Source organism: Planktosalinus lacus (assembly GCF_014640155.1).
GTDB classification, from domain to species: Bacteria; Bacteroidota; Bacteroidia; order Flavobacteriales; family Flavobacteriaceae; genus Planktosalinus; species Planktosalinus lacus.
This window is the reverse complement of sequence record NZ_BMGK01000004.1, coordinates 41,042-67,473: the sequence shown is the minus strand read 5'-3', so window position 1 is coordinate 67,473 and position 26,432 is coordinate 41,042. Positions and strand designations below refer to the sequence as shown.

23 protein-coding genes are annotated in these 26,432 nt (G+C 37.5%); 10 read left to right on the top strand and 13 right to left on the bottom strand.

Annotated features, from left to right (window positions below; translation table 11 throughout):
- The 6 genes from IEV69_RS05615 to rsfS form a co-directional block, all read right to left on the bottom strand.
- The gene (locus IEV69_RS05615; RefSeq protein WP_188440360.1) at positions 1–267 is read right to left on the bottom strand and encodes an acyl-CoA-binding protein; all 267 of its coding nucleotides are present in this window, start codon (positions 265–267) and stop codon (positions 1–3) included.
- A complete protein-coding gene (locus IEV69_RS05610; protein WP_188440358.1) occupies positions 257–916 on the bottom strand; it encodes a phosphatidylserine decarboxylase family protein in 660 nt (219 codons plus the stop codon). Before IEV69_RS05610 ends, IEV69_RS05615 begins: the two co-directional genes overlap by 11 nt.
- Complete coding sequence (locus IEV69_RS05605) at positions 906–1,709, bottom strand: phosphatidate cytidylyltransferase (protein WP_188440355.1); 804 nt, start codon at positions 1,707–1,709, stop codon at positions 906–908. The genes IEV69_RS05610 and IEV69_RS05605 overlap by 11 nt, the downstream gene beginning before the upstream one ends.
- 1 nt (position 1,710) lies before the next feature.
- Positions 1,711–2,307 (bottom strand): LUD domain-containing protein, encoded by a 597-nt coding sequence (locus IEV69_RS05600; RefSeq protein WP_188440353.1) that lies wholly within the window; start codon positions 2,305–2,307, stop codon positions 1,711–1,713.
- 101 nt (positions 2,308–2,408) lie between these two features.
- The gene (gene ftsH, locus IEV69_RS05595; protein ID WP_188440351.1) at positions 2,409–4,391 is read right to left on the bottom strand and encodes an ATP-dependent zinc metalloprotease FtsH; all 1,983 of its coding nucleotides are present in this window, start codon (positions 4,389–4,391) and stop codon (positions 2,409–2,411) included.
- Positions 4,392–4,409: 18 nt separating this feature from the next.
- The gene (gene rsfS, locus IEV69_RS05590; protein WP_188440349.1) at positions 4,410–4,781 is read right to left on the bottom strand and encodes a ribosome silencing factor; all 372 of its coding nucleotides are present in this window, start codon (positions 4,779–4,781) and stop codon (positions 4,410–4,412) included.
- Positions 4,782–4,871: 90 nt separating this feature from the next.
- On the opposite strand from rsfS, the gene IEV69_RS05585 reads away from it, so the two are divergent.
- Positions 4,872–5,606 carry a biotin--[acetyl-CoA-carboxylase] ligase gene (locus IEV69_RS05585; protein ID WP_188440347.1) on the top strand — a complete coding sequence of 245 codons (735 nt, stop codon included), beginning with the start codon at positions 4,872–4,874 and terminating at the stop codon, positions 5,604–5,606.
- Here IEV69_RS05585 and IEV69_RS05580 read toward each other — a convergent pair.
- Together IEV69_RS05580 and pyrE are read right to left on the bottom strand one after the other, a co-directional pair.
- A complete protein-coding gene (locus IEV69_RS05580; RefSeq protein ID WP_188440345.1) occupies positions 5,601–5,993 on the bottom strand; it encodes an SRPBCC family protein in 393 nt (130 codons plus the stop codon). The two genes, IEV69_RS05585 and IEV69_RS05580, sit on opposite strands and share 6 nt — an antisense overlap.
- A 7-nt stretch (positions 5,994–6,000) precedes the next feature.
- Positions 6,001–6,642, bottom strand: a complete 642-nt coding sequence (gene pyrE, locus IEV69_RS05575; protein WP_188440343.1) for an orotate phosphoribosyltransferase — start codon at positions 6,640–6,642, stop codon at positions 6,001–6,003.
- A 7-nt stretch (positions 6,643–6,649) separates the two neighbouring features.
- On the opposite strand from pyrE, the gene IEV69_RS05570 reads away from it, so the two are divergent.
- The gene (locus IEV69_RS05570; RefSeq protein ID WP_188440341.1) at positions 6,650–7,261 is read left to right on the top strand and encodes an NUDIX hydrolase; all 612 of its coding nucleotides are present in this window, start codon (positions 6,650–6,652) and stop codon (positions 7,259–7,261) included.
- Here the strand turns inward: IEV69_RS05570 and IEV69_RS05565 are convergent.
- Complete coding sequence (locus IEV69_RS05565) at positions 7,239–8,966, bottom strand: M14 family metallopeptidase (RefSeq protein ID WP_188440339.1); 1,728 nt, start codon at positions 8,964–8,966, stop codon at positions 7,239–7,241. The genes IEV69_RS05570 and IEV69_RS05565 overlap by 23 nt on opposite strands.
- Before the next feature lie 82 nt (positions 8,967–9,048).
- On the opposite strand from IEV69_RS05565, the gene IEV69_RS05560 reads away from it, so the two are divergent.
- The 3 genes from IEV69_RS05560 to IEV69_RS05550 all read left to right on the top strand — a co-directional run bounded on the left by IEV69_RS05560 (position 9,049) and on the right by IEV69_RS05550 (position 14,340).
- Entirely contained in the window at positions 9,049–9,900 is an 852-nt protein-coding gene (locus IEV69_RS05560; protein ID WP_188440337.1) for a T9SS type A sorting domain-containing protein, read from the top strand.
- Positions 9,901–10,025: 125 nt separating this feature from the next.
- The gene (locus IEV69_RS05555; protein WP_229741347.1) at positions 10,026–12,089 is read left to right on the top strand and encodes a TonB-dependent receptor; all 2,064 of its coding nucleotides are present in this window, start codon (positions 10,026–10,028) and stop codon (positions 12,087–12,089) included.
- A 79-nt stretch (positions 12,090–12,168) separates the two neighbouring features.
- Positions 12,169–14,340 carry a tetratricopeptide repeat-containing sensor histidine kinase gene (locus IEV69_RS05550; protein WP_188440333.1) on the top strand — a complete coding sequence of 724 codons (2,172 nt, stop codon included), beginning with the start codon at positions 12,169–12,171 and terminating at the stop codon, positions 14,338–14,340.
- A 1-nt stretch (position 14,341) separates the two neighbouring features.
- Here IEV69_RS05550 and IEV69_RS05545 read toward each other — a convergent pair whose 3' ends face one another.
- From IEV69_RS05545 to IEV69_RS05535, 3 genes are read right to left on the bottom strand one after another with little or no spacing between them, the layout of a single operon-like run.
- Positions 14,342–15,292 (bottom strand): calcium/sodium antiporter, encoded by a 951-nt coding sequence (locus tag IEV69_RS05545; protein WP_229741345.1) that lies wholly within the window; start codon positions 15,290–15,292, stop codon positions 14,342–14,344.
- A gap of 21 nt (positions 15,293–15,313) precedes the next feature.
- On the bottom strand, positions 15,314–15,766 hold the full coding sequence (gene coaD, locus IEV69_RS05540; RefSeq protein ID WP_188440329.1) for a pantetheine-phosphate adenylyltransferase: 453 nt from the start codon (positions 15,764–15,766) through the stop codon (positions 15,314–15,316).
- A gap of 32 nt (positions 15,767–15,798) precedes the next feature.
- The gene (locus IEV69_RS05535; protein WP_188440326.1) at positions 15,799–16,782 is read right to left on the bottom strand and encodes a D-alanine--D-alanine ligase; all 984 of its coding nucleotides are present in this window, start codon (positions 16,780–16,782) and stop codon (positions 15,799–15,801) included.
- A 146-nt stretch (positions 16,783–16,928) separates the two neighbouring features.
- On the opposite strand from IEV69_RS05535, the gene IEV69_RS05530 reads away from it, so the two are divergent.
- Positions 16,929–17,549: a PASTA domain-containing protein gene (locus tag IEV69_RS05530; RefSeq protein WP_188440324.1), complete on the top strand. Its 621-nt coding sequence runs from the start codon at positions 16,929–16,931 to the stop codon at positions 17,547–17,549.
- Positions 17,539–18,576, top strand: coding sequence for an RluA family pseudouridine synthase (locus tag IEV69_RS05525; RefSeq protein WP_188440322.1), 1,038 nt, complete (start codon positions 17,539–17,541; stop codon positions 18,574–18,576). The genes IEV69_RS05530 and IEV69_RS05525 overlap by 11 nt, the downstream gene beginning before the upstream one ends.
- A 56-nt stretch (positions 18,577–18,632) precedes the next feature.
- On the opposite strand, the gene IEV69_RS05520 is transcribed toward IEV69_RS05525, so the two are convergent.
- The gene (locus IEV69_RS05520) at positions 18,633–20,405 is read right to left on the bottom strand and encodes a T9SS type A sorting domain-containing protein (RefSeq protein WP_188440320.1); all 1,773 of its coding nucleotides are present in this window, start codon (positions 20,403–20,405) and stop codon (positions 18,633–18,635) included.
- A 184-nt stretch (positions 20,406–20,589) separates the two neighbouring features.
- On the opposite strand from IEV69_RS05520, the gene yaaA reads away from it, so the two are divergent.
- From yaaA to IEV69_RS05505, 3 genes are all read left to right on the top strand, one after another.
- Positions 20,590–21,351, top strand: a complete 762-nt coding sequence (gene yaaA, locus IEV69_RS05515) for a peroxide stress protein YaaA (protein WP_188440318.1) — start codon at positions 20,590–20,592, stop codon at positions 21,349–21,351.
- A gap of 170 nt (positions 21,352–21,521) precedes the next feature.
- Entirely contained in the window at positions 21,522–23,249 is a 1,728-nt protein-coding gene (locus IEV69_RS05510) for a T9SS type A sorting domain-containing protein (RefSeq protein WP_188440316.1), read from the top strand.
- A gap of 195 nt (positions 23,250–23,444) precedes the next feature.
- Positions 23,445–26,333, top strand: a complete 2,889-nt coding sequence (locus IEV69_RS05505; RefSeq protein WP_188440314.1) for a proprotein convertase P-domain-containing protein — start codon at positions 23,445–23,447, stop codon at positions 26,331–26,333.
- Positions 26,334–26,432 lie beyond the last annotated feature (99 nt).

Sequence of the window (26,432 nt, the reverse complement as noted above, 5' to 3'; positions counted from 1 at the left end):
TTATTTTCTATAGAGAAAATAGGTGTTTACTGCATCTATATAGGCTTTTTTTGCTTCTTCGGGTGTCAGGTCTTTGTTTTGAAAAAGCGCGTTGGCTTTAAAAGCATTGATGAGTGGTTTTTTACTGTTTGGGTCGTCCTTGTTATCGTTAGCTCTCTTGTAATAGGCGTATAATCGCAACAGTAAGTCAGCCGGAAATGGGTCTGTGTGGTTGTTGACTCTTTCCACAGACTCCAAAAATGCTTTATCAAGTTCTTCAGCTGTCATTTTTTTGTGCTAGGATTGTGATTCCTCCTTTTACTTTTTGGTTGAGTTGTACATTCACTTTGGCATCCAATGGGAGTAAGACATCAACTCTGGAGCCAAATTTGATAAAACCACTATCGTCAGCTTGAACAGCACTTTCGCCAACAACTGCATAGTTGACTATGCGTTTTGCGAGCGCCCCTGCAATTTGTTTATGCAGTACATCACCAAAAACCGAATTCTTGACCACAACAGTGGTTCGTTCATTTTCTTCAGAAGATTTTGGATGCCAGGCAACCAGATATTTACCGGGATGGTATTTAGAATAAACAATTTTTCCACCTACAGGATATCGTGTCACATGCACATTGATGGGTGACATAAATACTGATATTTGCAATCTTTTTTCGTTGAAATATTCTTTGTCAAACACCTCTTCAATCACAACCACTTTTCCATCAACAGGAGAAAGCACATTTTGGTCATTGAGTTGAAAACTCCTTTTTGGATTTCTAAAAAACTGAAGAATGAGAATGAAAAAGATAATAAAAACACTAACGAGTATTTTTTTATGAAGTTCATTCTCCAAAAAGAAGTGAGACGAAAGCGCTAGTACAATCAATGTTGCCAGTGCTGCTAAAATTAATATGTGGCCTTCCTTATGAAACATAATCTGTTAAAATGATATAAGTATAAATAAATGGGGCTGCATACAAAATACTGTCGAGCCTGTCATAAACTCCACCATGTCCCGGAATCAGGTTCCCACTGTCTTTTACACCCGCTTGTCTTTTAAATTTTGACTGGATTAAGTCTCCTACAGGGCCTAAAAAACTAATCAACAGGGCCAATCCAATCCAAAAGATCGGGCTAAAGATAGCCAGATATTTAAAAATAAAAAAGCTTGCCACTATGCAGGCAATCATCCCGCCCACAAAACCGGCGATGGTTTTTTTTGGTGAAATGCGCTCAAAAAGCTTTCTTTTTCCAAAATACTTTCCAATTAAAAAGGCAAAAATATCATTGGCCCAAATAAGTATAAAAACCGATGCTATCAAATGGGGTGAATATACATTATTATAAAAAGGGATGAGTGTAATGAAAACGAAACCACAAATAAGATAAAGGATAGTTACAGCATATTTTTTCTTTTGGTACATTGGAATCATGTTAACCCAAAGCAAATCTTTCAATAAAAATAAATTGATAAAACCGGTGAGAATTAGAAGCAGTTTTGTCGCATATAAATCAAATTGAACTACAGAAAATAAGGCTATAAACAACAAAAGGACTCCATAAAGAACGATGGATTTTAAGTGAATAAGTTTTAAAAACTCATTCAAACAAATGATGCCTAATATCGAAAAGAGGATAAAAAAAGAAAGTTCAGAGAGAAAAATAGAACCTAGAAGAATAAAAACATAGATAGCCCCAGACAATGCTCTAACAAAAAGTTCCTTCATATTATAAGTCTTCCAGAAGGAGCAAATATAAGTTTTTTGAGCTACTTCCGTAGGTCATAAAATCATTTTCTTTTTTGCTTTCGAAGTTTTTAATGGTAGTAATATTTGTGGGGATACTTTTTTTATTGGAGTTTTTGATTTTTCGCAGCCCCTCTCCAATGGTGTCAACCAACTGACTTGTTGTTGCAAAGATGATAAAATTATCAGGCAGCTCTTTTAATTTTTTTTCTTTGATTTGGTTAGAAGAAATTAAAATGGCCCCAACATCTGCAACCAGTGATTCACATTGTGAAAAGAAAAAAGTAGCACTGTTTTTTTCGACAAATTTTAAGTTGTAGGAATTAAATTTTGACTTTAGGTTTTGATTGGTGCAATAAACATCTTTCTCATACCAATCGTTTTCCAAAAGAATATTGTCAAACGCTTCGTCAAGTTCCTCCATGTTTTCGCAATAGAGAAATTTCCCTCCGTTTTTTCTGAAGTTGTAGGTGAATTTTTCGTCAGTAGGTAGCGGTACTTCCGGTAAATATTTACTTCTTTCTTCTTTTGGGGATTCTTTGTCTTTAGCTTTTTTAAATAGTTTTTTAAACAAACTCATTAATAACTTGTTTGAGGTGTTTTTTCAGCTTGGCACCAAATATAAAAAAAACTTAATCCAAAAGCGAATTAAGTTTTGATTTAAATGAAAGGCAATGTCACTTATTCTTCCGGCTGATCAATTTTGTCTAAAACAACATCTCTATCGTCAAAATCTCTTTTGCCAAATATTGTTTCCAGGTTATCCTTAAAAATGACTTCTTTTTCAAGCAATACATTGGCAAGTTCGATTAACTTGTCTTTGTGTTTTTCAAGTAGGTCAATCGCTCTTTTGTATTGAGATTCAATGAGATTTGAAATTTCTTTATCAATGCTTTCAGCAGTTTTTTCACTGTAGGGTTTAGTGAAATTGTATTCAGATTGACCGGAGGAATCATAATAGGTCAGGTTACCAATTTTATCATTCAAACCATAAACAGTTACCATGGCGCGGGCTTGCTTGGTTACTTTTTCAAGATCACTCAAAGCTCCTGTTGAAATTTTATCAAAAATGACTTTTTCTGCGGCTCTTCCCCCCAAGGTAGCACACATTTCATCCAGCATTTGTTCGGGTCTTACAATGAGGCGTTCCTCAGGTAAATACCAGGCAGCTCCCAGCGATTGTCCTCTGGGCACAATGGTAACTTTAACCAAAGGGGCTGCGTGTTCCAGCATCCAGCTAACGGTTGCATGGCCGGCTTCATGAAAAGCAATGGCTTTTTTCTCTTCAGGGGTGATGATTTTATTTTTCTTTTCAAGACCACCGATAATTCGGTCAACGGCATCGAGGAAGTCTTGTTTACCCACTGCTTTATTTCCTTTTCGGGCTGCAATTAACGCTGCTTCATTACAGACATTTGCAATATCTGCTCCTGAAAATCCGGGGGTTTGTTTGGCCAGAAATTCAAGGTCTAAATTTTCTTCTTTTTTGATAGGTCTTAAATGGACTTCAAAAATTTCTCTTCGTTCTCTTAAGTCAGGTAAATCCACATAGATCTGACGGTCAAAACGACCTGCACGCATCAATGCTTTATCCAAAACATCGGCGCGGTTTGTAGCAGCGAGCACAATCACGTTGGCGTTTGAACCAAAGCCATCCATCTCTGTCAACAATTGGTTGAGTGTATTTTCGCGTTCGTCGTTAGAACCTGAAAAATTACTTTTTCCTCTGGCACGACCAATGGCATCTATTTCATCAATAAAAATTATGGAGGGTGATTTTTCTTTGGCTTGTTTAAAAAGATCTCTTACTCGTGAAGCACCTACACCCACAAACATTTCAACAAAGTCTGATCCTGAAAGAGAAAAGAACGGCACTTTGGCTTCTCCGGCCACTGCTTTTGCCAGCAAGGTTTTACCGGTTCCCGGAGGTCCTACAAGTAAAGCGCCTTTGGGTATTTTACCACCCAGGGCAGTGTATTTTTCAGGTGTTTTAAGGAAGTCAACTATTTCCTGTATTTCTTCTTTAGCACCTTCAAGTCCGGCAACATCTTTAAAAGAAACTTTTACATCAGTATTTTGGTCAAACAGCCGTGCTTTGGACTTTCCGATGTTGAATATTTGCCCACCTGGGCCTCCTCCTGCGCCGCTTGACATTCTGCGCATAATGAATATCCAAATAGCAATAATGATTGCAAAGGGGAGTAGTGTGATTAAAATATCACCCCACATGTTAGACTCGGTGTCATACACAACAGTGGTTGTCAGGTTGTGTTCTTCTTTGGTTTTTCTTAACTCATTTTCAAAATTCTGAAGGTCACCAAACTCAAATTGATAAGCAGGGGTATTGGAAGTAAGAGGTTGATTTCCAACTTTTCTGATATGTACCTCTTTGGCTTTGCCTTCTTCAGTTAAAAAAACACGTGCTTTATTTTTGTTGACAATAACAACACGTTCAACATCACCATCTTTCAGGAATTCTTGAAATTCGGCAGGAGTGGTTTTTGCCGGATCAGACCAGCCGCCACTTCCAAAATAATTGATTGCGATAAATGCAAAAATGATCATTGCATAAATCCAATAGGGACTGAATTTTGGTTTTAGGTCTTTATTTTTATTGCCTTCGTCCTGTGGTTTCTTTTCGGAATTGTCTGTATTGTTTGCCATTAATATGTTGCAATTTTTTTAATAACTTGTTTCGATTTTCACTGTTTTAGCGTCGCCCCAAAGGCTTTCAATGTCATAAAACTCTCTGATGTGTTTTTGGAATACATGCACCACTATGTTTACATAGTCCATTAATACCCATTCAGCATTGTCTGAGCCTTCAATATGCCAGGCTTTTTCTTTTAAATTTTTGCTTACTGATTTTTCGATGGAATTTACAATGGCATTTACCTGGGTGTTTGAGGTACCATTGCATATGATGAAGTAGTCGCAAACAGTGTTTTCGATTGCTCTTAAATCAAGAATTTCTATATCCTGACCTTTAACATCTTCAATACCTTGAATTATTTGTGTAATTAATTGATCTGCTTCGTTTTCTTTTTTGGTCATTAAAACAACTATTTTTGCAAAGTTATTACTTTTTTGGTTTCCTGAAGCTTGTTGCTTTACAAGATTAACGCAATTTTTAGATTATTTTTTATGAATATAAACAAAATCAGTGCCATTACCTCGACAAACACTTACCTAAAAGAGTTGCTCAGGAATGACCAATCCCTAAATGAGCTTGCCGTTGTTGCTGAAAAGCAAACTCAAGGTCGCGGGCAAATGGGTACAGAATGGCATTCACAAGAGGGGAAAAGCTTAACGATGAGCGCACTTAAGAGGCTTGAGGGATTTCATGTTGAAAACCGGTTTTGTCTTTCTATGCTGGTTTCAATTGCCATAAAAAATGTACTCTCATTCTACAATTTACCCGATATAAAAATTAAATGGCCAAACGACATTCTGTCAGCAAATAAAAAAGTGTGTGGCTTGCTTTTGGAACCTGTTTTAAAAAAAGATCAGATAAAAGCGATAATTATTGGTGTTGGTTTGAATTTGAATGAAACAGAGATGCCAGATTTACCGCAAGCAGCTTCAATAAAAATGTTGACTGGTAAACATATTGATATTGATACATTTGCTTTGGAAATTGTATATGAAATCAACGAACAATTTTTTAAGTTAAACAGTCAGCCATATTCAGTTATCAAGCGTGAATATCTCAATTGTCTTTATCGAAAAGGTGTGCTAAGTGTTTTCAAAGATCCTGCAGGAAATGAATTTAATGGTTTGATAACAGGTGTTTCAAATTCAGGTAAACTTCAGGTAGCCACTGAACTTGGTGAAAAAGAATTTGATTTAAAGGAAATTAAACTACTTAACGGATTATAATTTTGCCAGATTACTGCTCAGGGTTTCCAAAAATTTTGAGATGGGTCCTTTGACCATCATGGCCATCATCGCGTTAAACTCTCCCTCAAAGTGCAACTGAGTATTAGAAGTTTGCTCATTTACCTCATCGATAGCTGCTGTAAGTGTAAACGGAAGTTTATCACTAATAGCGCCTAAAACAACTTTATTTGGAGGCAAAGATTCTTTGATTTCCAGCGCAATTTCAGGCATGCCTTTGAGGGCAAAAACAAATGCATTTTCCCTAATCACTTCAAATTTACTAATGTTGTCAGGCATTAGCTGTTCAAAGTTTTTTACATCACTTAAAAAGGCTACCAGTTCAGTAGCAGATTTATTTACGGTCACTTGATTGCTTTCCAGGTTCATAGGTTTTTTATTTTTTCCATTCAGCCGGATTTGATTTCCAGTCTTGAAGTGTTTGAAGTTCTTTGGTAGAAATATAATTTAATTTTTCAGCTTCTGAAAGTAAGCTGGTATAATCGCTTAAGGTATGTAAAGTTATTTTTTCCTTTTTAAAATTTGCTTCAGCAATATCAAAACCATAGGTAAAAATCGCCACCATTCCTTTGATACGCAACTCAGCCTCTTTTAAGGCTTTTACTGCATTTAAACTGCTTTTTCCGGTGCTTATCAGGTCTTCCACAACTACGACACTTTGATGTTTTGACACCTGCCCTTCAATCTGATTTTGTCGTCCGTGGCCTTTTGGTTCGGGGCGCACATATACAAACGGCAGGTTTAAATAATCTGCAACGAGCATCCCAATTCCAATGGCGCCGGTAGCAACTCCTGCTATCACATCGGGCTTTCCATACAGCTCTTCAATTTGCCGTGCAATTTGCTCTCTCACATAATTTCTAATGGGAGGATGCGATAAAATTATCCTGTTGTCACAATAGATGGGAGACTTCCAACCTGATGCCCATAAAAAAGGGTTTTGTGGTTGTAATTTAATTGCATTAATTTGCAATAGTAAGTCGGCTGTTTTTTGTGCCGTTTCTTTATTCAAAATCATACTGCAAATGTATAAAGTTTTTGTGAATGATAGACCTATTTATCTCACCAGTGAGATGGTTTATCAAAAAGATTCCAAGTGCATTCCGCTTAAGGAAGCTGATTTGGAGACAATTGTAAAGAAAGTTGCAAAAAACAAATGGCCTCAGGTATATCTTTTTTATCCTAATGGCGAATTGATTCTTCAAAAGTTTAAAAAGAAAATACCGGTAGTGGTTGCAGCAGGAGGGCTTGTGAAAAATGAACAGGAGGAGATTTTGTTTATCAAACGAAACGGCAAGTGGGATTTACCCAAAGGGCGTGTTGAAAACAAGGAAACCATTGAAGAGGCGGCCATAAGAGAAACCGAAGAGGAAACCGGAGTTGAAGACCTGGAAATTGTAAAGCCACTTCAAATTACCTATCATTTTTTTAAACGAAACGGCAAATTAAAACTGAAAGAAACCTATTGGTTTGAAATGAAAACCAATTTTAAAGGTACATTAAAACCCCAAAAAAGCGAAGGTATAAAAAAAGTAGCCTGGAAAAATCCCAAAAAAACTTCTAAAGCCTTGCACAAGTCTTATGCAAACATCAGAGAGCTATTTTTTCAGGAGATTAATCTAAAACCCTTAAAATAGGGTAATTTAAATGTGCTTCTTCATAGTGTTCAGATCTTTTATACAGCCAATTTAATTTTGAATACCAATTGTTTCTGAAGCTTTCATCATCGTCTTTTTTTGCTTCAAACTCTTGTTTTAATTGTTTCTTATCGTTTAAAAGTGCTAAAGCCACTTCTTCAAAAACATAAGGTGAAAATCCTTCTTTTTGCTGTAAAATAGTATCAAAAAAATTCCAGTTAAAAAAGGAATCGGTGGCTTGTGGTTCAAGTGTTTCCAGAAGGTAACGCAGCCCGGCTTGATTGGTATAAACTAGAAAATCACCTTTGGGTACAGTGGTTTTTTGTGTTGTTTTTGAAACACGGGTTTCATAATGAAGATAATGCCCTTCATACGGTGTATTCCGGGTTTTGTAATCTTCAATTCTGTATTTTTCAGTGGTGATAAGTGTGTCTTGTTGAATGGGGAGCATTTCAATTTGGTTGATTTTTAATAAATCAATGACATGCCACCAACCCTTCGGTATGATATAGGCCTTGGGAATGTTCACTTCCACAGTGGGTTTAAAATAATTGTAGTAATCCACTTGTTTGGTAAACGGTTTTTCTCGATTGTAAAACAGCCGCTCATTGCCTGTAACTTTACTTTTTTTGTAAACCGCTTCATACCCTTTAAAATCGAGTTTGGTTAACTGCGTGCTGTCTATTGCCCACTGCAAGGGATATTTTGTACCGGACTTAAATCGTTCATTGGCTTCAGCTCTTAATTCTTTAATTTCTTTATAATTTTCATCGGTTAGTTTCAGCATTGTTTTGAGAATCTCATAAGTACCTTCCACTCTGTTTTTATAAGGTTTCAGCATATGTGTTTCAATCATCATCCCTAATGTATTGAATAAGGTGGTATATCCCGTGGAATATCTGGGGCTGTCAAAAAACTGTGTAAAACCGGCATCGGGCGGGCGGTTGAATACATTAACATAAGGAATAATATCCCACGATTTATTTTTTAAGTTTTGTTCAAATTCCGGGATAAATGTTTGATGCAGGTAGTTACCTAACTCACCACCCAGTTTATTGTGTTGAGTGAATAAGTGCGTGAGTGTGTATTGATAGTCGGCGCCATTGCTCACGTGGGTATCGATGAATACATCCGGATTGATTTTGTGATACAACGCTGCAAAAGCCCGTGCGTTTTTGGAATCACTTTTAATAAAATCCCGGTTAAGGTCATAGTTGCGTGCGTTCCCGCGAAAGCCATATTCCTCCGGCCCATTTTGGTTGGCTCTGGAAGTACTGTTTCGGTTTAAAGCGCCTCCAATATTGTACACCGGAATGCAAACAATGATTGTGTTCTTTGGCGGTGTGATAGTGCTTGAAGCCAAGTCTGAAAACAGTTTCATTGATGCATCTATACCGTCGGGCTCGCCGGGATGAATCCCATTGTTGATGAGTACTACTGCTTTTTCTCCAGTTAATTCATCAAACTTAAAATTTGAGTCGTCATTGTAAATAATCATATGTAAAGGAAGCCCCGCATCTGTGGACCCCACTTCCTGCATACTGATAGCAGGACTGCTGTCAGCCAGTTGAATATAAAAAGAAATTATCTCTTGATATGGTAGGGTTTTGTTGTCATTAAAAACAACGGTGTTTTCAGGAATTGTTTTAGATTCATTACAGCCAATGAGCAAAGAAAACAAGAGGAAACAAACTTTTTTTAACATAAATTAATCTTAAGAGGTTTTCAGGTTATAAATTTAAAAGTATATATTTGTTTCCATACTAATTTAAATAAAACTTAAAATTATGAAAAAAATTACTCTTTTTTTAGTAGCTGTACTTTTTAGTTTTGCTGCTGACGCACAAATTACCCTAACTCAATCTATTGACCCTGAAAACGTTACAGATGGCGGTGTTGCTTGCTGGGATAATGTAAGCTTTGAATACAGAAACAATTCCTTTTGGAGATCTTATGATCTTGCAGATTTTGGTGTATCCGGGGATTTTGAAATTTCTGAAGTTCAATGGGGTCAAGGAACAGCAGATGCTAATAATGTGTTGACTTTAAATATATATGTTGTTGATAGTGAGGACTTATTTCTTGCTACTGAGTATGAATTGATTGCTTCTACAACTCATAATTCAGATCCTGCGAACGATTTATCTGTAGTGACAGAGTCTTTATCTGCAACAATTCCTGCAGGGTCTATCATTGCATTTGAAGTAAACTCACCTGATGGTGGTGCTGCTACTGATGTTAGATTTTTCCCAGGGTATAACACAGCTGGTGAAAACGCACCTTGTTACCTTCAATCTGCAGATTGTGGAATTAATTTTCCAACAACTCCTGCTGATGTAGGTGGATTTCCTGATTCTTATGTAATGAACATTATTGGAGAAGAAGTACCTCTTTCAATTGGAGATAACCTTTCTGAGTATATTGCAGTTTATCCAACACCTGCAGATGATGTATTAAACGTAAAAGTTCCATCTTATATCCAAGTAACAGGTGTAACATTACACGACATTTTAGGAAAAAACACAGGAGTAACTTACTCAAATGGTTCTATAGATGTTTCAAATTTAAGCAGAGGTGTTTATCTATTGACTGTAGAAACCAACGAAGGTACCTTGACTCAAAAAGTTGTTAAAAAATAATTTTAACCTTTCTTTCTAAAAAACCCCGATAGTTATATCGGGGTTTTTTTATACTTTCAATCCTGATATATTTGGCGCACTAAAAATCACAAATGACTCAATATTTTTATAAACTTTATTTAAAAGTGAAAACACTTCTTTTGCTCTGTTTTCCAATTGTGTGCATTTCTCAAACTCCACAAGACACCACTTCACTTTCTGAAGTAATTGTATTGAGTACCCTCATCAAAAAGGAGCTTCAGGAAACGACGATGGCAGTTTCTGTGCTCACTGAAAAAGAGCTTCAACAAACCGATGGAGTCCTATTAACTTCACTACTCAATAAAACTCCCGGGGTTTTGATGGAGCAAGGGGCTTTAAATACCAACCGCATTACCATTAGAGGAATAGGATCACGCTCACAGTACAGCACTAACAGAGTAAAAGCCTATTTTGAAGAAATACCCCTGAGCAATGCTGAAGGCGAAACAGTCATTGAAGACATTGATCTGGAAACCCTTGGAAAAGTTGAAATAATTAAAGGTCCTAATGCTACCACCTATGGTTCAGGTCTGGGAGGAGTGATTACACTGTTTGGAAAATCAGTTTCTGATACAACTTCCTCTGCAAAGGCAAGATTAACTGCGGGTAGTTTCGAATTGATCAAACAAAGCTACTCAGCCGGAATTGGGTTGAGCGATGGGAGCATTTTTACCAATTACAGCAATCTTAAAACAGACGGGTTTAGAGAAAATAGTGGGTACAATCGAAAATCATTTCACATTCAGGCAAACTATAACTTTGGGTCGAAACACAGTTTGACTTATTTGGGAGTTTTTACACGCTTAAAAGCTTTTATAGCAAGTTCGTTGAACTTTGAAGACTTTACCAATCAGCCTGAAAATGCGGCAACAAACTGGGCCGAAGCACAAGGCTATGAGTCTTATGATAAATTGTTGTTGGGGGTGGCACATACCTTTCGGGTTTCAGAAAGCTGGAACATTAAATCGAGCGTATTTTTAAATTACAAAGATGCTTATGAGCCCCGACCCTTTGATATACTGGATGACACATCATCAGGGATGGGTTTTAGAGTGAAAATTAATTATAAAAACCAATTGTTTTCGTTTCCATTTGAAGCGAGTTTAGGAAGTGAATATTTAACTGAAAATTACTCATTTTCACTCTTTGAAAATTTATACCAATCTATTCCGGAAAACGAAAGTGTAGAAGGAGATGAGTTTAGCAGTATAAAACAAAAGCGCTCCAATACTACTTTATTTTTACAAATGGAAACCCGACTTTCAGAGCGACTTTTATTGGAAAAAGGGGTTTCATTCAATGAAACCAGATATACTTTACAGGATGTTTTTCAACAACCCCAAAATCCTGAAAAACAAACCTACACCTTTGGTAATATCTGGACACCCAGAGTTGGAGTTTCCTATAAACTAGCCCGTGGAAAAAATATATATGCATCGGTGAGCAACGGCTACTCTGTTCCCACTGTAGCAGAAACATTGACGCCAGAAGGACAAATAAACACCAGTCTATTACCCGAAAAAGGAACCAATTATGAAGCAGGTATAAAGTTGAATTGGTTTGCAAATGCACTTTACACTGAAGTGAATGTATTCTCAACACAAATTAAAAATTTATTGGTCGCCAGACGAGTGGCAGAAGATCAATATGTAGGTATCAATGCAGGAGAAAGTTCGCATTCCGGAGTTGAATTTTTGGTTCATTACAACTATTACACTTCATCAGGAATTCAAATCAACCCTTTTGTTTCGGGAAATATCAATCATTTTAAGTTTGAAGAATTTATAGATGAGGAACAGGATTTTTCGGGAAACCAACTCACTGGAACTCCAAAATACAAGTGGACTGCCGGTTTGAATATTTTGACTCCAACGGGTTTTGCTGTGAATGTACTTTATAATGCTGTGGGAGAAATTCCTTTGAATGATGCCAATGACTTGTATAGTGAGTCCTATGAGTTAATGAATTTGAAATCCACCTATACGTTTCAGATTAAAAAAGATTTTGAAATACAATTGAGTGCCGGTGTCAACAATCTTTTTGACGAACAGTATGCTGCAAGTATTTTGCCCAATGCAGTAAGTTTTGGTAACGCTGCACCCCGATATTACTACCCGGGAAACCCTCGAAATTATTTTGGTGGAATCAGTTTGAATTATCTGTTTTAAATTCTTACCTTCAGGAGGTTAATTTTTTTTAAAAATAATTAAATTAGAACAATTACATTTGTAAAAAATTCATCCCCAAATGATTTTAAAGAAAACCTACCTATGCCTTTCTATTTGCGCTTTTTTGTGTGTTTTTAATTTATCTTCACAAGAAGCCTCAAACCACACTGAACAAAAAACACTTCAACTAATTGACTCTGCCAATGCTGCGACAGATGAGGGCGATTATAAAAAAAGCAAAAATTTATTAAGCCTTGCAAAGGCATCAATTGACTCTTCCTCTTCAACCGGTTTATTGTATAAATATTATGTTACTTTAGGAAGCCTTTCGTTTAGTACACATCAAATTGAAGAAGCTCAAAATGCCTATTTGAAAGCCATTGAAATGGCGCGCAAAAACAAAGATACTTCAGGACTTGTTACTGCTTATTCCGGAAAAGCAAACACCTTATTGATTAACAATAAATTTAAAAAAGCTTTGGTTTATCAGCAAGAGGCTCTGGACCTTTTAAAATCTGAAAAGTCAAAAGTATACTATGGCTTATTGTCTAATATGTCAATTGCTTTTAAACAAGCGCAGGATTTTGATAACTCGCTGGACGCTCTTCTTGAAGTTAGAGACTACTTCATAAAACAAGACGATAAAAAATCGATTGCAATTGTTGAGAATAATCTTGGAGAATTGTATCGGGAAAACTTTCAAGATTATGAAACTGCCTTAGAACACTATCACCGTGCAATAAAATTAAACAAAGCAATAAATGATGACAGGCAATTGGCTCAGAATTATCACAATATGTCATTGACATTTAATAATTTAAAGCAGCAAGATAGTGCTTATTTTTACATACAAAAAGCCCTGGAAATAAAAACTGAAAGTGGTGATGTAGGCGGGTTAGCCAGCAGTTATTATGCGCTGGGAAGCATAGAACTTGAAAATAGCGAATTTGACAAAGCAATTACTTCCTTTCAAAGGTCGGTTGAAATTAGTGAAGAATATAAAATCACTCCCGGGTTGTATCATTCAAATATGGGGATTGCCGATGCCTATTTGGCAAAAGGGAACAAAGCTGAGGCGTTGAACTATTATAAAAAAGTTGAGGAAGTATCCAAACTAGTTGATTCTTATGAGATGAAAGCTGGGATTGCCAAAAACCTGCTTGAGTTTTATAAAACCGAACAAGATTATGAAAATGCATTTTTGTACAGTGAAAAACTTCAAGAAATCCAGGATAGTATTTCTTCAATAAAGAGTAATGATAGATTGGATGAGCTAAGGGTTCAGTATGAATCCAGTTTGGCTGAAACTGAAAATCAAGTCTTAAAAGAACGCGAAAGGGCACAAAAACAAAAAATAGACATGCAGAATGTATTTCTGATTGTTTCAGGAATTGCCTTGGTTGGTTTTGCAATTTTAATCATTGTTCTTTACAGGTCAAACAAGCTCAAAAAAACAGCTTACAAGGAAGTACATTCAAAAACCAAAGAGCTTGAAAAACAATATGCCGTAGTCAAACAACGCGAGCATGAATTGAATAGATCTCTGGCCTTAAAGGATAAAATCTTTTCAGTTTTAGGGCATGATTTAAGAACTCCGTTGGCCAATGTTTCAAATCTCATTGACAGTATGTCACAAATAGAGTTAAACCCTGAAGAAATGGAGTTCTTATTAAAACACCTTAAAGGGGAAACTACGGCGAGTTTAAAAACCTTGGAAAATATTTTACAATGGGCCCGGCTTCAAATGAATGAAAATTCTACCAAGATTGAACAACTGGATGAAGATGGCATCATCATTGAAATCATTACCAACTTAGAGTCTCATACGGAGGCCAAAAACATAGAAGTGAAGTACTTAAATACTTCTACATCACTTTTAAAAGCAGATGAAAACCAATTCAGGAGTATTGCAAATAACCTGATCGCAAATGCTATTAAATTCAGTCCCATTGATGGGAAAATCGAAATTAACTTTAAAGAAAATGATGATTATTTCATTTTTACAGTTAGTGATCAGGGAGAGGGTATAAAGCCTTCTATTATTGAAAACCTGGAAACCCAAGATGAATTGTTAAGCACCTATGGAACCGAAGGTGAAAAAGGTACCGGGATTGGTTTGAGAATCGTGAAGGACTTTATCAACCTTCACGAAGGCAAACTTGAGTTCTCCAAAAATGAACCTCAAGGAACCATTGTAACAGTTAGCTTTCCAAAAGTACAAAAAACAGCTTCAGTTTCTAAGCGCGATTGATTTAAAACCCAATAAGCCAGACAAGGTAAGCTATATATAACATCAAAAAGACTATGCCTTCCCAGCGATCAATTTGCCTGTATTTTCCTGTGAAAACAAAGACAAATAAGATAAAGCCGGCAACGATATTGAGCACTATATCTAAAAAAGCATTTTGAGCAATACTCACCGGGTTGATAAATGCTGAAACACCTAATACAAAAAACACATTAAATATATTAGAGCCTACCACGTTTCCAATGGCAATATCAACGTTTTTCTTTTTTACGGCAACAATTGAAGTGGCCAGCTCAGGCAATGAGGTTCCAATGGAGACAATGGTAAGACCAATGACTCTTTCTGACAAGCCGATCTGCTGGGCAATAGACGTGGCGCTACTAACAATCAATTGACCACCCACAATCAATCCTGCCAGGCCAATGATAATAAAAAACACTGCTGTAACAGTTTTGTATTGTTTTACTTCCGTTTTTTCAGCAGTCTTTTCAGATTTTGAAACAGCAATAGTATACACTAAAAATACCGTGAAAAACAGCAATAGTAGTATTGCATCACTGCGTGAAATGATGTTTTGACCATCTCCAATTAAAAAAATATCGGCTGAAACAACCAAAACTACAATTGCTGCCAAAAGATTTAAAGGGATTTCATACCAGGTGGTATTGGTTTTTACAGCTAGGGGGTAAATAATTGCCGAGATCCCAAGTATTCCCAAAATGTTGAAAATATTACTCCCCAAAACATTTCCTAAAACCATCTGTGTGTTTTCGTTGACGGCAGCTATGATATTGACCACCAGTTCGGGAGCAGAAGTTCCAAAAGCAACAATGGTTAAACCGATTACAATATTGGGGATTCCAAATTTTGCAGCCAATCCGGAAGCTGCATCCACCAGTTTTGAAGCCCCAAAAATGAGCGCTACAAAACCTACGAGTAATAATAAAATGTTCAACAAGGTTTATAGATTATGTGGTTAAACTTTAACACTATCAGGTACAAGAACGGTGAAGTCGCCTCCGTTTCTAATCACATCTCTCACGATACTCGAGCTGATATAAGAAGTTCTGGAAGCGGTCAATAAAAATACAGTTTCGATCTTGGATAATTTTCGATTGGTGTGTGCAATAGCTTTTTCAAATTCAAAATCGGCGGGATTGCGGAGACCTCTCAGTATAAATCCTGCATCAATTTTTTTACAGACATCTATGGTGAGCCCTTCATAGGTAATCACTTTTACTTTGGGTTGATTGGCAAACGCTTCTTCAATGAATTTTTTTCGCTGATCCAATGAAAACATATAGTCTTTTTGAGCATTCACCCCAATAGCTACAACAATTTCATCAAAAAGGTTCACACCTCTGTTGATGATGTCATAATGGCCTAAGGTTATGGGGTCAAATGAACCCGGAAAAAGCGCTCTTTTCATTAGGGTATGAAGTTTTGAGTCAACTAAATTAACTATTTTTTTTCAAATGCCTGTTCAACCAGGTTCCCAAACAATTCTTCCAATGAGATTCCGGCAGCAAGGGCTTGCTTAGGGATTATACTCTCAGGTGAAAGCCCCGGGTTGGTATTCATTTCAATAAAATGAGGAATACCTTCCTGAATGATATATTCACTGCGAGAAAGACCTGTCATATTTAATAGTTCATAGATGCGTTTGGCTTCGGCTTTGACACGTTCTCTTTCAGTATCAGGAATGCGGGCAGGAGTGATTTCCTGTGATTTTCCAAGGTATTTTGCTTCATAGTCAAAAAACTCATTTTCAGAAACAATTTCTGTGGCGGGTAAGACCAATATTTCACCCTTGTATTCAATAACACCTACAGATACTTCAGTTCCCACCAGGCAACTTTCAATTAATATTTCAGCATCTTCTTTGTATGCAAACTCTATAGCCTTTGGAAGTTCTTCAATAGTTTTTACTTTGCTAATGCCAAAACTGGAGCCTGATCTACTGGGTTTCACAAAACAGGGAAGTCCCACTTTTTTTATGATTTCTTCGGGTTTTATTTCATCGCCTTTGTTGAGGTAGTAGGCATTTGCGCAATGTACGCCATAGCTTTTCAATACAGACAGACAATCTCTTTTATTGAAAGTGAGTGCTGCCTGGTAATAATTGCAAGAGGTGTGTGGAATGTCGATGAGCTCAAAATAGGCCTGTAACAATCCGTCTTCACCGGGAGTTCCGTGAATGGCATTAAAAATAACATCTGGATGAATGGTATTATTTCCGTCAGAAAAGCTAAAATCTGCTTTGTTTACCTCAAACTCACTTCCATCACCTGCTTTATAATACCATTTGTCTTTGGTGACATACACACGAAATACATCATATTGCGTTTTTGATAAAGAGTCATAAACTAACTGCCCGCTTTGAATAGAAATTTCATATTCACTGGAGTATCCTCCCATTGCCACAGCTATAATTTTTTTCTGCATAAGATTAATAGATATAATGCGTTAAACAAAAGTAGGGTTAATAAACCGATTCTTAAAAATAAAATCTTAAGAATTTAAGATGTACATTTGCCTCTTATTTTTTAAATTGTCACTCCATTTTTAAATAAGCCAAAACCCAAAAGCTTATGAGCTTACTAAAATTTATATTTTCAAAAGCATTTGTCAAGCAACTTTTTTTTGCAGTCGTGGTTCTTGCAATACTTGCTTTTTTAATTTTATCATGGTTGAAAATTTCTACCAATCATAACGAACAAATTGAAGTGCCCGATTTGGCAAAGTTGACTTTTGATGAAGCACAACTTTCCCTGGAAGAACTAGACTTAAGGCTTGAAATATTAGATTCTGCCAATTACAACCCTGAATACCCCAAGTTTTCAGTCATTGATCAGGTTCCTGTAGCCGGAAGCAAAGTAAAGGAAAACCGAAAAATTTACATTACACTCAATCCTTCAGGTTACCGAAAAGTTGAAATTCCTCCACTGGTGGGAAGAACACGACGTCAAGCTGAACCTACCTTAAGAGCACTTGGATTTGAAATTGGTGAAATCACATACGAGCCTTATATTGCCCCCGATGAAGTACTGGAAATGCGCAACGAGGGTAGAAAAATAGAAGCCGGTGAAGAATTACCTATCACATCGGTGATTGATTTGGTACTGGGCGACGGCAAGGAGCGCTATCAAAATTCAAGCAGTGAAGAATCTGAAGAACCAGAAGAAGAAACTACAGAAAACGATGCAGAATAACGAGAACGAAGTTGAAGAAAACGATGATCTCTATGAGCATCACCGGTTTGTCGCAGATAAAGGCCAAAAACCACTCAGGATAGATAAATACCTGATGAATTATATTGAAGGAGCTACCAGAAATAAAATTCAAACGGCTGCAAAAGATGGTAATATTTATGTAAATGACATTTCTGTAAAATCAAACTACAAAGTAAGGCCCGGCGATGTGATTCGGGTGTTATTTGCGCATCCGCCTTATGAATTTTTATTGGTTCCCGAAAACATTCCGCTTGACATCGTTTATGAGGACGAGGCACTGCTTGTTGTTAATAAACCTGCAGGAATGGTTGTTCATCCCGGTCATGGAAATTATTCAGGTACATTGATCAATGCATTGGTATATCATATTGAAAACCTGCCTGTAAACAGCAATGAACGCCCTGGTTTGGTACATCGCATTGACAAAGATACCAGTGGATTACTGGTGGTTGCAAAAACCGAAGAAGCCATGCATAAACTCGCCAAACAGTTTTTTAATAAAACATCAGAACGGGAATATGAAGCGTTGGTTTGGGGAGATGTAGAAGAGGAAAGCGGAACCGTAGAGGGAAATATTGGAAGACATCCCAAAAACAGACTTCAAAATACCGTTTATGAAGATGAAAGTCAAGGCAAAGACGCCGTGACACATTACAAGGTATTGGAACGCTTTGGGTATGTAACTTTAATTGCGTGCAAACTGGAAACAGGAAGAACACATCAAATTAGAGTGCACATGAAACATATTGGTCATACATTATTCAATGACGAACGCTATGGAGGAGATAAAATTTTAAAAGGAACCACCTTTTCTAAATACAAGCAGTTTGTTGATAATTGTTTTAAGGTCCTTCCGCGACAAGCTTTGCATGCTAAAACACTTGGTTTCAAACATCCGGTGAGCGGAGAATTTATGAAGTTTGAAGCACCTTTGCCCGAAGATATGATGCAATGCATTGAAAAATGGCGCAACTATATAAAACACCAAAAAGAGTTTGATAATTAATAAAAAAGCCGAATCAAATTTGATTCGGCTTCTTTATGTCAATCATTTATTGATTATTACTTCTTAATCCACTTTCCGGTATAGGTTTGTTTTTGATTGCTGATAACTACCAAGTATAAACCTCTGCTGAAATTTTCAAAATTAAATAAGCGCCCGGATTGATTTAATGAAATATTTTTTTCAATAAAGAGCTGTTTTCCGTCAAGGCTAAAAAGCTGCACTGTTGCGTTTTGCATTTGTGAGGACACTGCCAGTGTTACTTTCCCATTTGATGGGTTGGGCTGTATAGTGATTGTTTGATTTTCAAAATCTGAAATGCTCATGGGTTCTTCTGGAATTACCAATCCATCTCTTGTGTTAGACCCTTTGTAGCCATTACTCAAAATAGTATTGGGATCATATGGAACATTCAAATTATACACATTTACAAAGGCAGAATCAACGCCCGCACCAAAAGTTTGAGTGTATGAATTGGCTGTTAAGTCAAGAAGACCATCACCATCAACATCTCCTAAAACGGCTCCGTTTATAAAGGTAAAGCCTCTTGGTTTTAAAGGGAATCCATCCACTTCTCCGCTTCCGTCAAGGGAATATGCATGAATGAATCCATTGCCGTCGTTATCCAATACCACACTCGGAAAAATTATTTCCTGTACACCATCGTTGTTGACGTCTGCAATGGTCATAACTCCTTCTGTACCTCCATATTTGTTTACTGAGAAATCAGGAATCAAGTCGCCTTCATAATTAAATCCGTAAATCACATCCAAAGGCGTCGTGCCATCTCCACTGGTGTTTCTGTTTCCGTAAAAAAGTTCATAGACACCATCATCGTTAACATCAGCTACAGTGGGAGGTGAGTAGGTCCACTCGTTAATGGCATAAGGCCATCCTGTAGCATAACTTCCATCAGATTTCATAACAAAAAATGCCGGATTATCACCGTGGTTGCTTCCCACAATTTCCAATGTTTCATCACCGTCTAAATCTACCAAAATGGGAGATTGATAGGAATAACTTACACCTGTTGCTGTGGAAGGAAATCCAGCGATAGGTTGTCCCGTTTCTGTATCGATAACATGCATTTCACCTGAGGAGGTAGAAATAACTACATTCATAACTCCGTCATTATTTACATCGCCTATGGAAGGAGTAAATGCCGGCGTTCCGGGCAGATCGATTGGCCAGTTGGCATTGTAAGGATTGCCATCAGGGTCAACAACGTGGACTCGGCTAGGGCCGGAGGTAATACGTTCACAAAAAATTATTTCCATCACACCATCCTCATTTAAATCGGACACCGCCGGAGCATTAATCATCCAGTTATTGTCGAAATTGAGAGGCCAACCGGCGAGGTCATCACCTGTAGCTGCATTTAATAAATAGACACGGCCGTTGGCAGGAATGCCTCCGGTGTTTTGAACAATTTCAAGATTGCCGTCCCCGGTAATATCTGCAACTGCTGGAGGGTGGGTTGCAGTACCGGTGAGTGTTTTTTCCCATTTCAGTGTTCCATCACCGTTAATCGCATAGAGTTTGCTAAAAGTAGCAAACAAGATATCCTCAGTACCGTCCTGATCAATGTCTGCAATGGTTGCTCCTCTAAAATTTTTAAAATTGGGATGCGTGGGCCTTCCAAAGGGGAAGTTGTCCAATTGTTCAAAATTGTTGCCGCTTTTTTGCATGAGTTCCTGCGGAAGTGTAATTGGCTCGGCTGAAACCGCACCATTTTCCAATAAAATAGCTTTTTGACCTTGTTCTTGTGCATAAAATAAAGGGGATGAAAGCAAAGAAAAAGCAATGAATAGATTTGTAATTTGTAATTTCATTTGGCTTAGATTTTTAGAATTAGTTGGCTAAAGCTATATTTTATTTTTAGCAGTGTTTCTTAATTTAATGTTAAAGTAAAATTTCACACCTATAAGTATTCATTATACATTTATTAGAAGATGTTAAAATCCACTAAGTTAAAGTTTGATACAAAGTTGTAAATTTGAATCAAAACTAAGCACTATGAAAATTTTATTATCGCCTGCAAAATCTTTGGATTTAGAATCAAAGCTACCAATTTCAAAAGCAACACAACCCCATTTTTTAAATGAAGCCGAAAAGCTGAATGCTGTTTTGGAAAAAAAATCTAAAAAACAACTGAGAGAATTAATGGGTATCAGTGAAAATTTAGCCGAATTGAATTTTCAACGATACAAAGATTTTCAAACACCCTTTTCGAAAAAAAATGCACGACCAGCAGTTTACACGTTTTCAGGGGATGTTTATATAGGGCTTGATGCTTACACTATCAATGAAGCCAACATTGATAGTATGCAGGAGCGTCTCAGGATATTATCAGGATTGTATGGTGTTTTAAAGCCATTGGATTTAATGCAACCATACAGACTTGAAATGGGAACCGAATTGAAAGTGAACCAAAAAAAGAACTTATATGAGTTTTGGGGGGATCAAGTTACAGAGTTTCTCAATAAAGAAATAAAAGAGGAGGAAATAGTATTGAATCTAGCCAGTAATGAATACTTTAAAGTAATTAATACCAAAAAACTAAAAGGCAAATTAATTAGCCCTGTTTTTAAGGATTTTAAAAATGGAAAACTGAAAATAATCTCCTTTTTTGCAAAAAAAGCAAGAGGAGCAATGGCACGTTTTATCATAGAAAATGATGTAAATTCATACAATGACTTGTTAAAATTTGATGTTGATGGTTATAAATTCAGTAGTGCTGAAACTAGTGATGAAAAAAAGCCGGTATTTATCAGATAGTTTAAGGTGCTGAAAATAAAATAATTACATAAATAAATTATTTTCTTACATATTTTTTATACTGATTTTATTGTTAATATTGGGTGCCATTCAATTTTTATTTAAGAAAACTTTGTGTTTCATACTAAAATTTTCTTACTTTTGGACTTGTTAATATTTAAAAATTTATTATGAAAAAAACTACTTTATTAATTTTATCGCTCTTTGTCGCCGTTTTTACGTGGCAAGTACAGGCGCAGACCACCTATACAGGTGATAATCTGGGAAGCCCTGTAAGCAACGCATTACCACCAACTGAGTCGGTAGCGAATGTAACCGATGCAGGGATCATTGGTTCAGATTTTCAAATTGACAATGTTTCGATTGACATTTCTCACACCTGGACAGGAGATCTAGACATTAGTTTGGTATCACCTAACGGAACAGTTCTTAATTTGTCTGATGACAATGGGGGTTCAAGTGACAATTACACAAACACTGTCTTTCAAGATGGCGGTTCTGATATTACTGCCGCTTCAGCTCCATTTACAGGAATTTTTGAACCTGAAGGGGGTACATTCGCTGCCACTTTTGGAGGAGAAGATGTGAACGGTAACTGGACACTGATAGTTGCTGATGATACTGGAGGAGACGATGGTACATTGAACAACTTTGAAATCACTATTTCTCCAATTGTACCTTGTGCTACTGATAATCCGCAAGCTATTGAGGATTTTTCTACGACAACCTCGGTTGTTAGCATTCCTTACACAGGTATTATAGGTACAAATTCTNTGGATCTAACTCCATTTACTTTTGCTGGTCAAGAAGGAGCAGAAACTACTTACTGGATTTCAGTATCAGTAGATACAGCTCTAGGAGCCGGATTAACATCAGTATTCTGGGCAACTACTACCGATGATTTGAATGGTAATGCTTCAGCGACAAACGACGGTGTTGCTTGGACACTAGTTGCAGATGGCGGAGATGGTATCTATGAGTTTAGTGGAATTTGTGAGCCAATTGGCGGAGGTGGATCAGACCTTATCTTCACTTGTGAGGATCTTGGAATTGTTGACATCACTGTAACAGCTACTGACCCATCAGGAAACACAACTTCTTGTGTAACTCAAGTTGAGATTATAGATAATATCGCACCTGAATTGGTTTGTCAGAATATTGATTTATCAATTGGAGAAGATGGTACAGTAACCCTTGACCCAATGGATTTATTAGATATGGACAACACCGTTGAAGCGTGTGGATTGGATATCGTAACAGCTGACATCACAGAATTTGATTGTATGGACATTGGTTCTACAGTTGAAGTGACTGTTTTTGCACAAGATCCTTCAGGCAATATTGCCTCTTGTACTGCAATGGTTACGATCGTAGACACCGTAGCACCGGTTGTTACCTGTCCTGATGACTTATTAGTAGATCCAGAGCCAAACGGATTATATACTCTTGAAGACTTTATTGCTTCAGGCGAGGCATCAGCAGTGGATAACTGTTCAGAGGATGTTACATTGACACAAACCCCAGCACCGGGAACACAACTTGGTGTAGGAACTTACACCATCACCATCACAGCAGAGGATGAGTTTGGGAATGTAGGTACTTGTGAGTTTGAGTTGGAAGTAGACATCGTGTCTGGAACTGAAGACAATGTGCTTTCAGGAGCAGTAGTGATGTATCCAAACCCTGCAGGAACGTTTGTGAACTTGAGAAACAATTCACAAGTTTCCTTAACTGAGGCAACGATCTTTGACATCAGCGGTAAGTTGGTAAACAAAGTTGATTTGACTCAAATGGGTGTAGAACAACGCATAGACATTTCAGGATTAGCTTCCGGAGTGTATATGGTAAACATCAGCAGTGCTGATGCTACAACAGTAAAACGATTGATCAAGAAGTAATTCTTAAAAAATCATAACTTTAAAAGCCCTCGAAATGCACAATTTCGAGGGCTTTTTTTTTAATAGGAAATAGCAATATTGTTGCAATCCCTTAAAAATTAACACAAAATTAAGTTTTATATAAAAATTATTCTATATTTGTGATTGTTTCTCCCCAAAACAACATTGTATATTCACCTAATTATTATATTTATTATGAAAAGAACTACTTTATTAATTTTATCGCTCTTGGTTTGGAGTTTTGGGTTTTCCCAGCCTTCAAATGATGATTGTGTAGATGCAATCCCGATTTATTTTGATGCAACTATTTCTGGCACAACCACTGCCGCGACTGGAAGTGGCACAGTTTTTTGTGGAACTAGTAACACCGCGCCTAATGTTTGGTATACCTTTACTGACAACTCAGGTGTAGGTTCAATGGTTACAATTGATCTTTGTACCGGTACTACTTATGACTCTAAGCTCTCTGTTTACACTGGGTCTTGTGGGGCATTGGTCTGTGTGACTGGTGACGACGATTCGTGTGGGCTATCGAGTCAAGTTAACTTTATGACCGACGGGGCATCAACTTATTATGTGATGGTTCATGGCTTTAGTGCACAAACAGGAGACTTTGGTATGACGGTTTCTGGACTACCGACCTCTCAATGTGCAACAGATAACCCACAAGCTATTGAGGATTTTTCTACGACAACCTCGGTTGTTAGCATTCCTTACACAGGTATCATAGGAACAAACTCATTTGAATTTACCTTTAATAATGTAGATCTGGATATCCAGCACGATCGTGCATCAGATATGGTAATGACCTTGACTTCACCAGAAGGTACAATGCTTACCTTATTTGAGAACAATGGAGGTACAGACGGTTTAGACTTACAAGCCAATTTAGTGTTTGACGACTCTGGCGCAAGTGTTGGCACCTGGGTTGGTGGAGCCCCAGCTGCATCTTATTCAGCGTTGGGTGGTTTATTGAATACGGTATTTGCCGGAGAAGAAGTAAACGGTGACTGGACGCTTTCTGTTTTTGACGGAGGTGGTCAGACAGACGAAGGAACTCTTTTCGGATTATGTTTAGACATGACAGACAATGGATTGATTGGTACTCCACCTCAAATTTCTTGTCCCGGTGAAATAGATACCGACACAGATGAAGGTCTTTGTGGTGCAGAGGTTACCTTTGGTCCGGCTTCAGCGATTGACGCAGAAGACGGTGCTTTAGCAGTAACCCAAACGGCAGGTCCTACTTCAGGTGACTTTTTAGCCGTAGGTACTTATGATGTAACTTATGAAGCTACAGACAGCGATGGTAACACTGTAGAGTGTACATTCACTATCACGATAACAGATGAGGAAGCACCTGTAGCAGTTGGCGAAGACATTACTGTAACCTTGGATGCAGACGGCTTAGGCTCTATCACTGCAGCTGATGTTGACGGAGGATCTACAGACAACTGTGGAATAGACTTAATGACTATATCACAATCAAATTTTGATTGTTCAGATGTTGGAGATAATCAAGTAACCTTGACTGTAGAAGATGAAGAAGGTAACACAGATTCAGTCATTGTTACAGTAACTGTTGTGGATGATATGGCACCGGTAATTGCTTGTCAAGGTGAAGGAGGTAATGTTACATTAACAGAGACCGCATCTCCGGGAGCTGTAATTAATAATACGCAACCACCCGCAGTAAGTACAATCACTGTAACAGACGATTTTGATTTGACAGATGTAAATGTTGGATTAGATATCGAACATACTTGGGTAGGAGATTTAGATATTACACTTACCTCTCCTGAGGGAACTACAGTACTTATCTTCGATGGTGGTGCTGATGGTTGTTCAGGTGATGATATGGTGTTAGATTTGGATGATGATTCAGTAAATGCTTTAGATTGTACTACTCCTTTAGCATTTGCATTGCCGGATTATATGCCTTCAAACCCTTTATCAGCCTTTAATGGTGAAAGTTCTTTAGGAGACTGGACCATATCTATTACTGATAATTTTGGAGGAGACAATGGTGTGCTAAACAGCTGGTCATTAGAATATTCTTATTTCTCTAACACAGTTCCACCACTAGAGGTAGAATTGGTTGAAGGAACAGCGACTGTTCAGGCAGCAGACTTTTTAAATGTACTTGACGAACCTTGTGGTTATACAGTAACTGTTGACGGTGAAGACTTTATCAACTTTACGTGTGCAGACATTGGAGAACACCAGTTTGAAATTATAGTAACTGATGCTTCAGGAAACATTTCAACCTGTATGGCTTCAGTAGAAGTTGTAGACCCTTCAGCTTACTGTGAGTTAGCGTGTAGTGAATTGGAAAACCCAGTTGATATATTGGATTTCGAACCTGTAGACGAAGTTGCAGAGGAGGTCAATGAAGGTATCATAGGAGCAAATTCATTTGAATATACGTTCAATGAGATTAGCATTGATTTACAACACGACCGAGCATCAGATTTAGTGGTATCATTAACTTCTCCTTCAGGAACATCAGTTGTATTGACAGAGAACAATGGAGGTGTAGACGGATTGGATGCACAAGCCGTATTGATATTTGATGATATGGCCGGTGCAAACGTGACCACTTGGTCAGGCGGAGCCCCTGCAGCCTCTTATATGGCAGAAGGCGGTATGTTGAACNGAGCAAATTCATTTGAATATACGTTCAATGAGATTAGCATTGATTTACAACACGACCGAGCATCAGATTTAGTGGTATCATTAACTTCTCCTTCAGGAACATCAGTCGTATTGACAGAGAACAATGGAGGTGTAGACGGATTAGATGCACAAGCCGTATTGGTATTTGATGATATGGCCGGTGCAAACGTGACCACTTGGTCAGGCGGAGCCCCTGCAGCCTCTTATATGGCAGAAGGCGGTATGTTGAATGATGTATTTGCCGGAGAAGAAATAAACGGCGACTGGACCCTTTCTATCTTAGATGGTGGAGGTGAAGGCGACGAAGGAGTTCTTTATGGTTTCTGTTTAGACATCACCAACAATGGATTGGTAGGTAGNCAGGCGGAGCCCCTGCAGCCTCTTATATGGCAGAAGGCGGTATGTTGAATGATGTATTTGCCGGAGAAGAAATAAACGGCGACTGGACCCTTTCTATCTTAGATGGAGGTGGTGAAGGCGACGAAGGAGTTCTTTATGGTTTCTGTT

Bases quoted from the DNA above. Each gene is read 5' to 3' on its own strand.
- IEV69_RS05615 (WP_188440360.1), bottom strand. From the start codon at position 267: ATGACAGCTGAAGAACTTGATAAAGCATTTTTGGAGTCTGTGGAAAGA.
- IEV69_RS05610 (WP_188440358.1), bottom strand. From the start codon at position 916: ATGTTTCATAAGGAAGGCCACATATTAATTTTAGCAGCACTGGCAACA.
- IEV69_RS05605 (WP_188440355.1), bottom strand. From the start codon at position 1,709: ATGAAGGAACTTTTTGTTAGAGCATTGTCTGGGGCTATCTATGTTTTT.
- IEV69_RS05600 (WP_188440353.1), bottom strand. From the start codon at position 2,307: ATGAGTTTGTTTAAAAAACTATTTAAAAAAGCTAAAGACAAAGAATCC.
- ftsH (WP_188440351.1), bottom strand. From the start codon at position 4,391: ATGGCAAACAATACAGACAATTCCGAAAAGAAACCACAGGACGAAGGC.
- rsfS (WP_188440349.1), bottom strand. From the start codon at position 4,781: ATGACCAAAAAAGAAAACGAAGCAGATCAATTAATTACACAAATAATT.
- IEV69_RS05585 (WP_188440347.1), top strand. From the start codon at position 4,872: ATGAATATAAACAAAATCAGTGCCATTACCTCGACAAACACTTACCTA.
- IEV69_RS05580 (WP_188440345.1), bottom strand. From the start codon at position 5,993: ATGAACCTGGAAAGCAATCAAGTGACCGTAAATAAATCTGCTACTGAA.
- pyrE (WP_188440343.1), bottom strand. From the start codon at position 6,642: ATGATTTTGAATAAAGAAACGGCACAAAAAACAGCCGACTTACTATTG.
- IEV69_RS05570 (WP_188440341.1), top strand. From the start codon at position 6,650: ATGTATAAAGTTTTTGTGAATGATAGACCTATTTATCTCACCAGTGAG.
- IEV69_RS05565 (WP_188440339.1), bottom strand. From the start codon at position 8,966: ATGTTAAAAAAAGTTTGTTTCCTCTTGTTTTCTTTGCTCATTGGCTGT.
- IEV69_RS05560 (WP_188440337.1), top strand. From the start codon at position 9,049: ATGAAAAAAATTACTCTTTTTTTAGTAGCTGTACTTTTTAGTTTTGCT.
- IEV69_RS05550 (WP_188440333.1), top strand. From the start codon at position 12,169: ATGATTTTAAAGAAAACCTACCTATGCCTTTCTATTTGCGCTTTTTTG.
- coaD (WP_188440329.1), bottom strand. From the start codon at position 15,766: ATGAAAAGAGCGCTTTTTCCGGGTTCATTTGACCCCATAACCTTAGGC.
- IEV69_RS05535 (WP_188440326.1), bottom strand. From the start codon at position 16,782: ATGCAGAAAAAAATTATAGCTGTGGCAATGGGAGGATACTCCAGTGAA.
- IEV69_RS05530 (WP_188440324.1), top strand. From the start codon at position 16,929: ATGAGCTTACTAAAATTTATATTTTCAAAAGCATTTGTCAAGCAACTT.
- IEV69_RS05525 (WP_188440322.1), top strand. From the start codon at position 17,539: ATGCAGAATAACGAGAACGAAGTTGAAGAAAACGATGATCTCTATGAG.
- IEV69_RS05520 (WP_188440320.1), bottom strand. From the start codon at position 20,405: ATGAAATTACAAATTACAAATCTATTCATTGCTTTTTCTTTGCTTTCA.
- yaaA (WP_188440318.1), top strand. From the start codon at position 20,590: ATGAAAATTTTATTATCGCCTGCAAAATCTTTGGATTTAGAATCAAAG.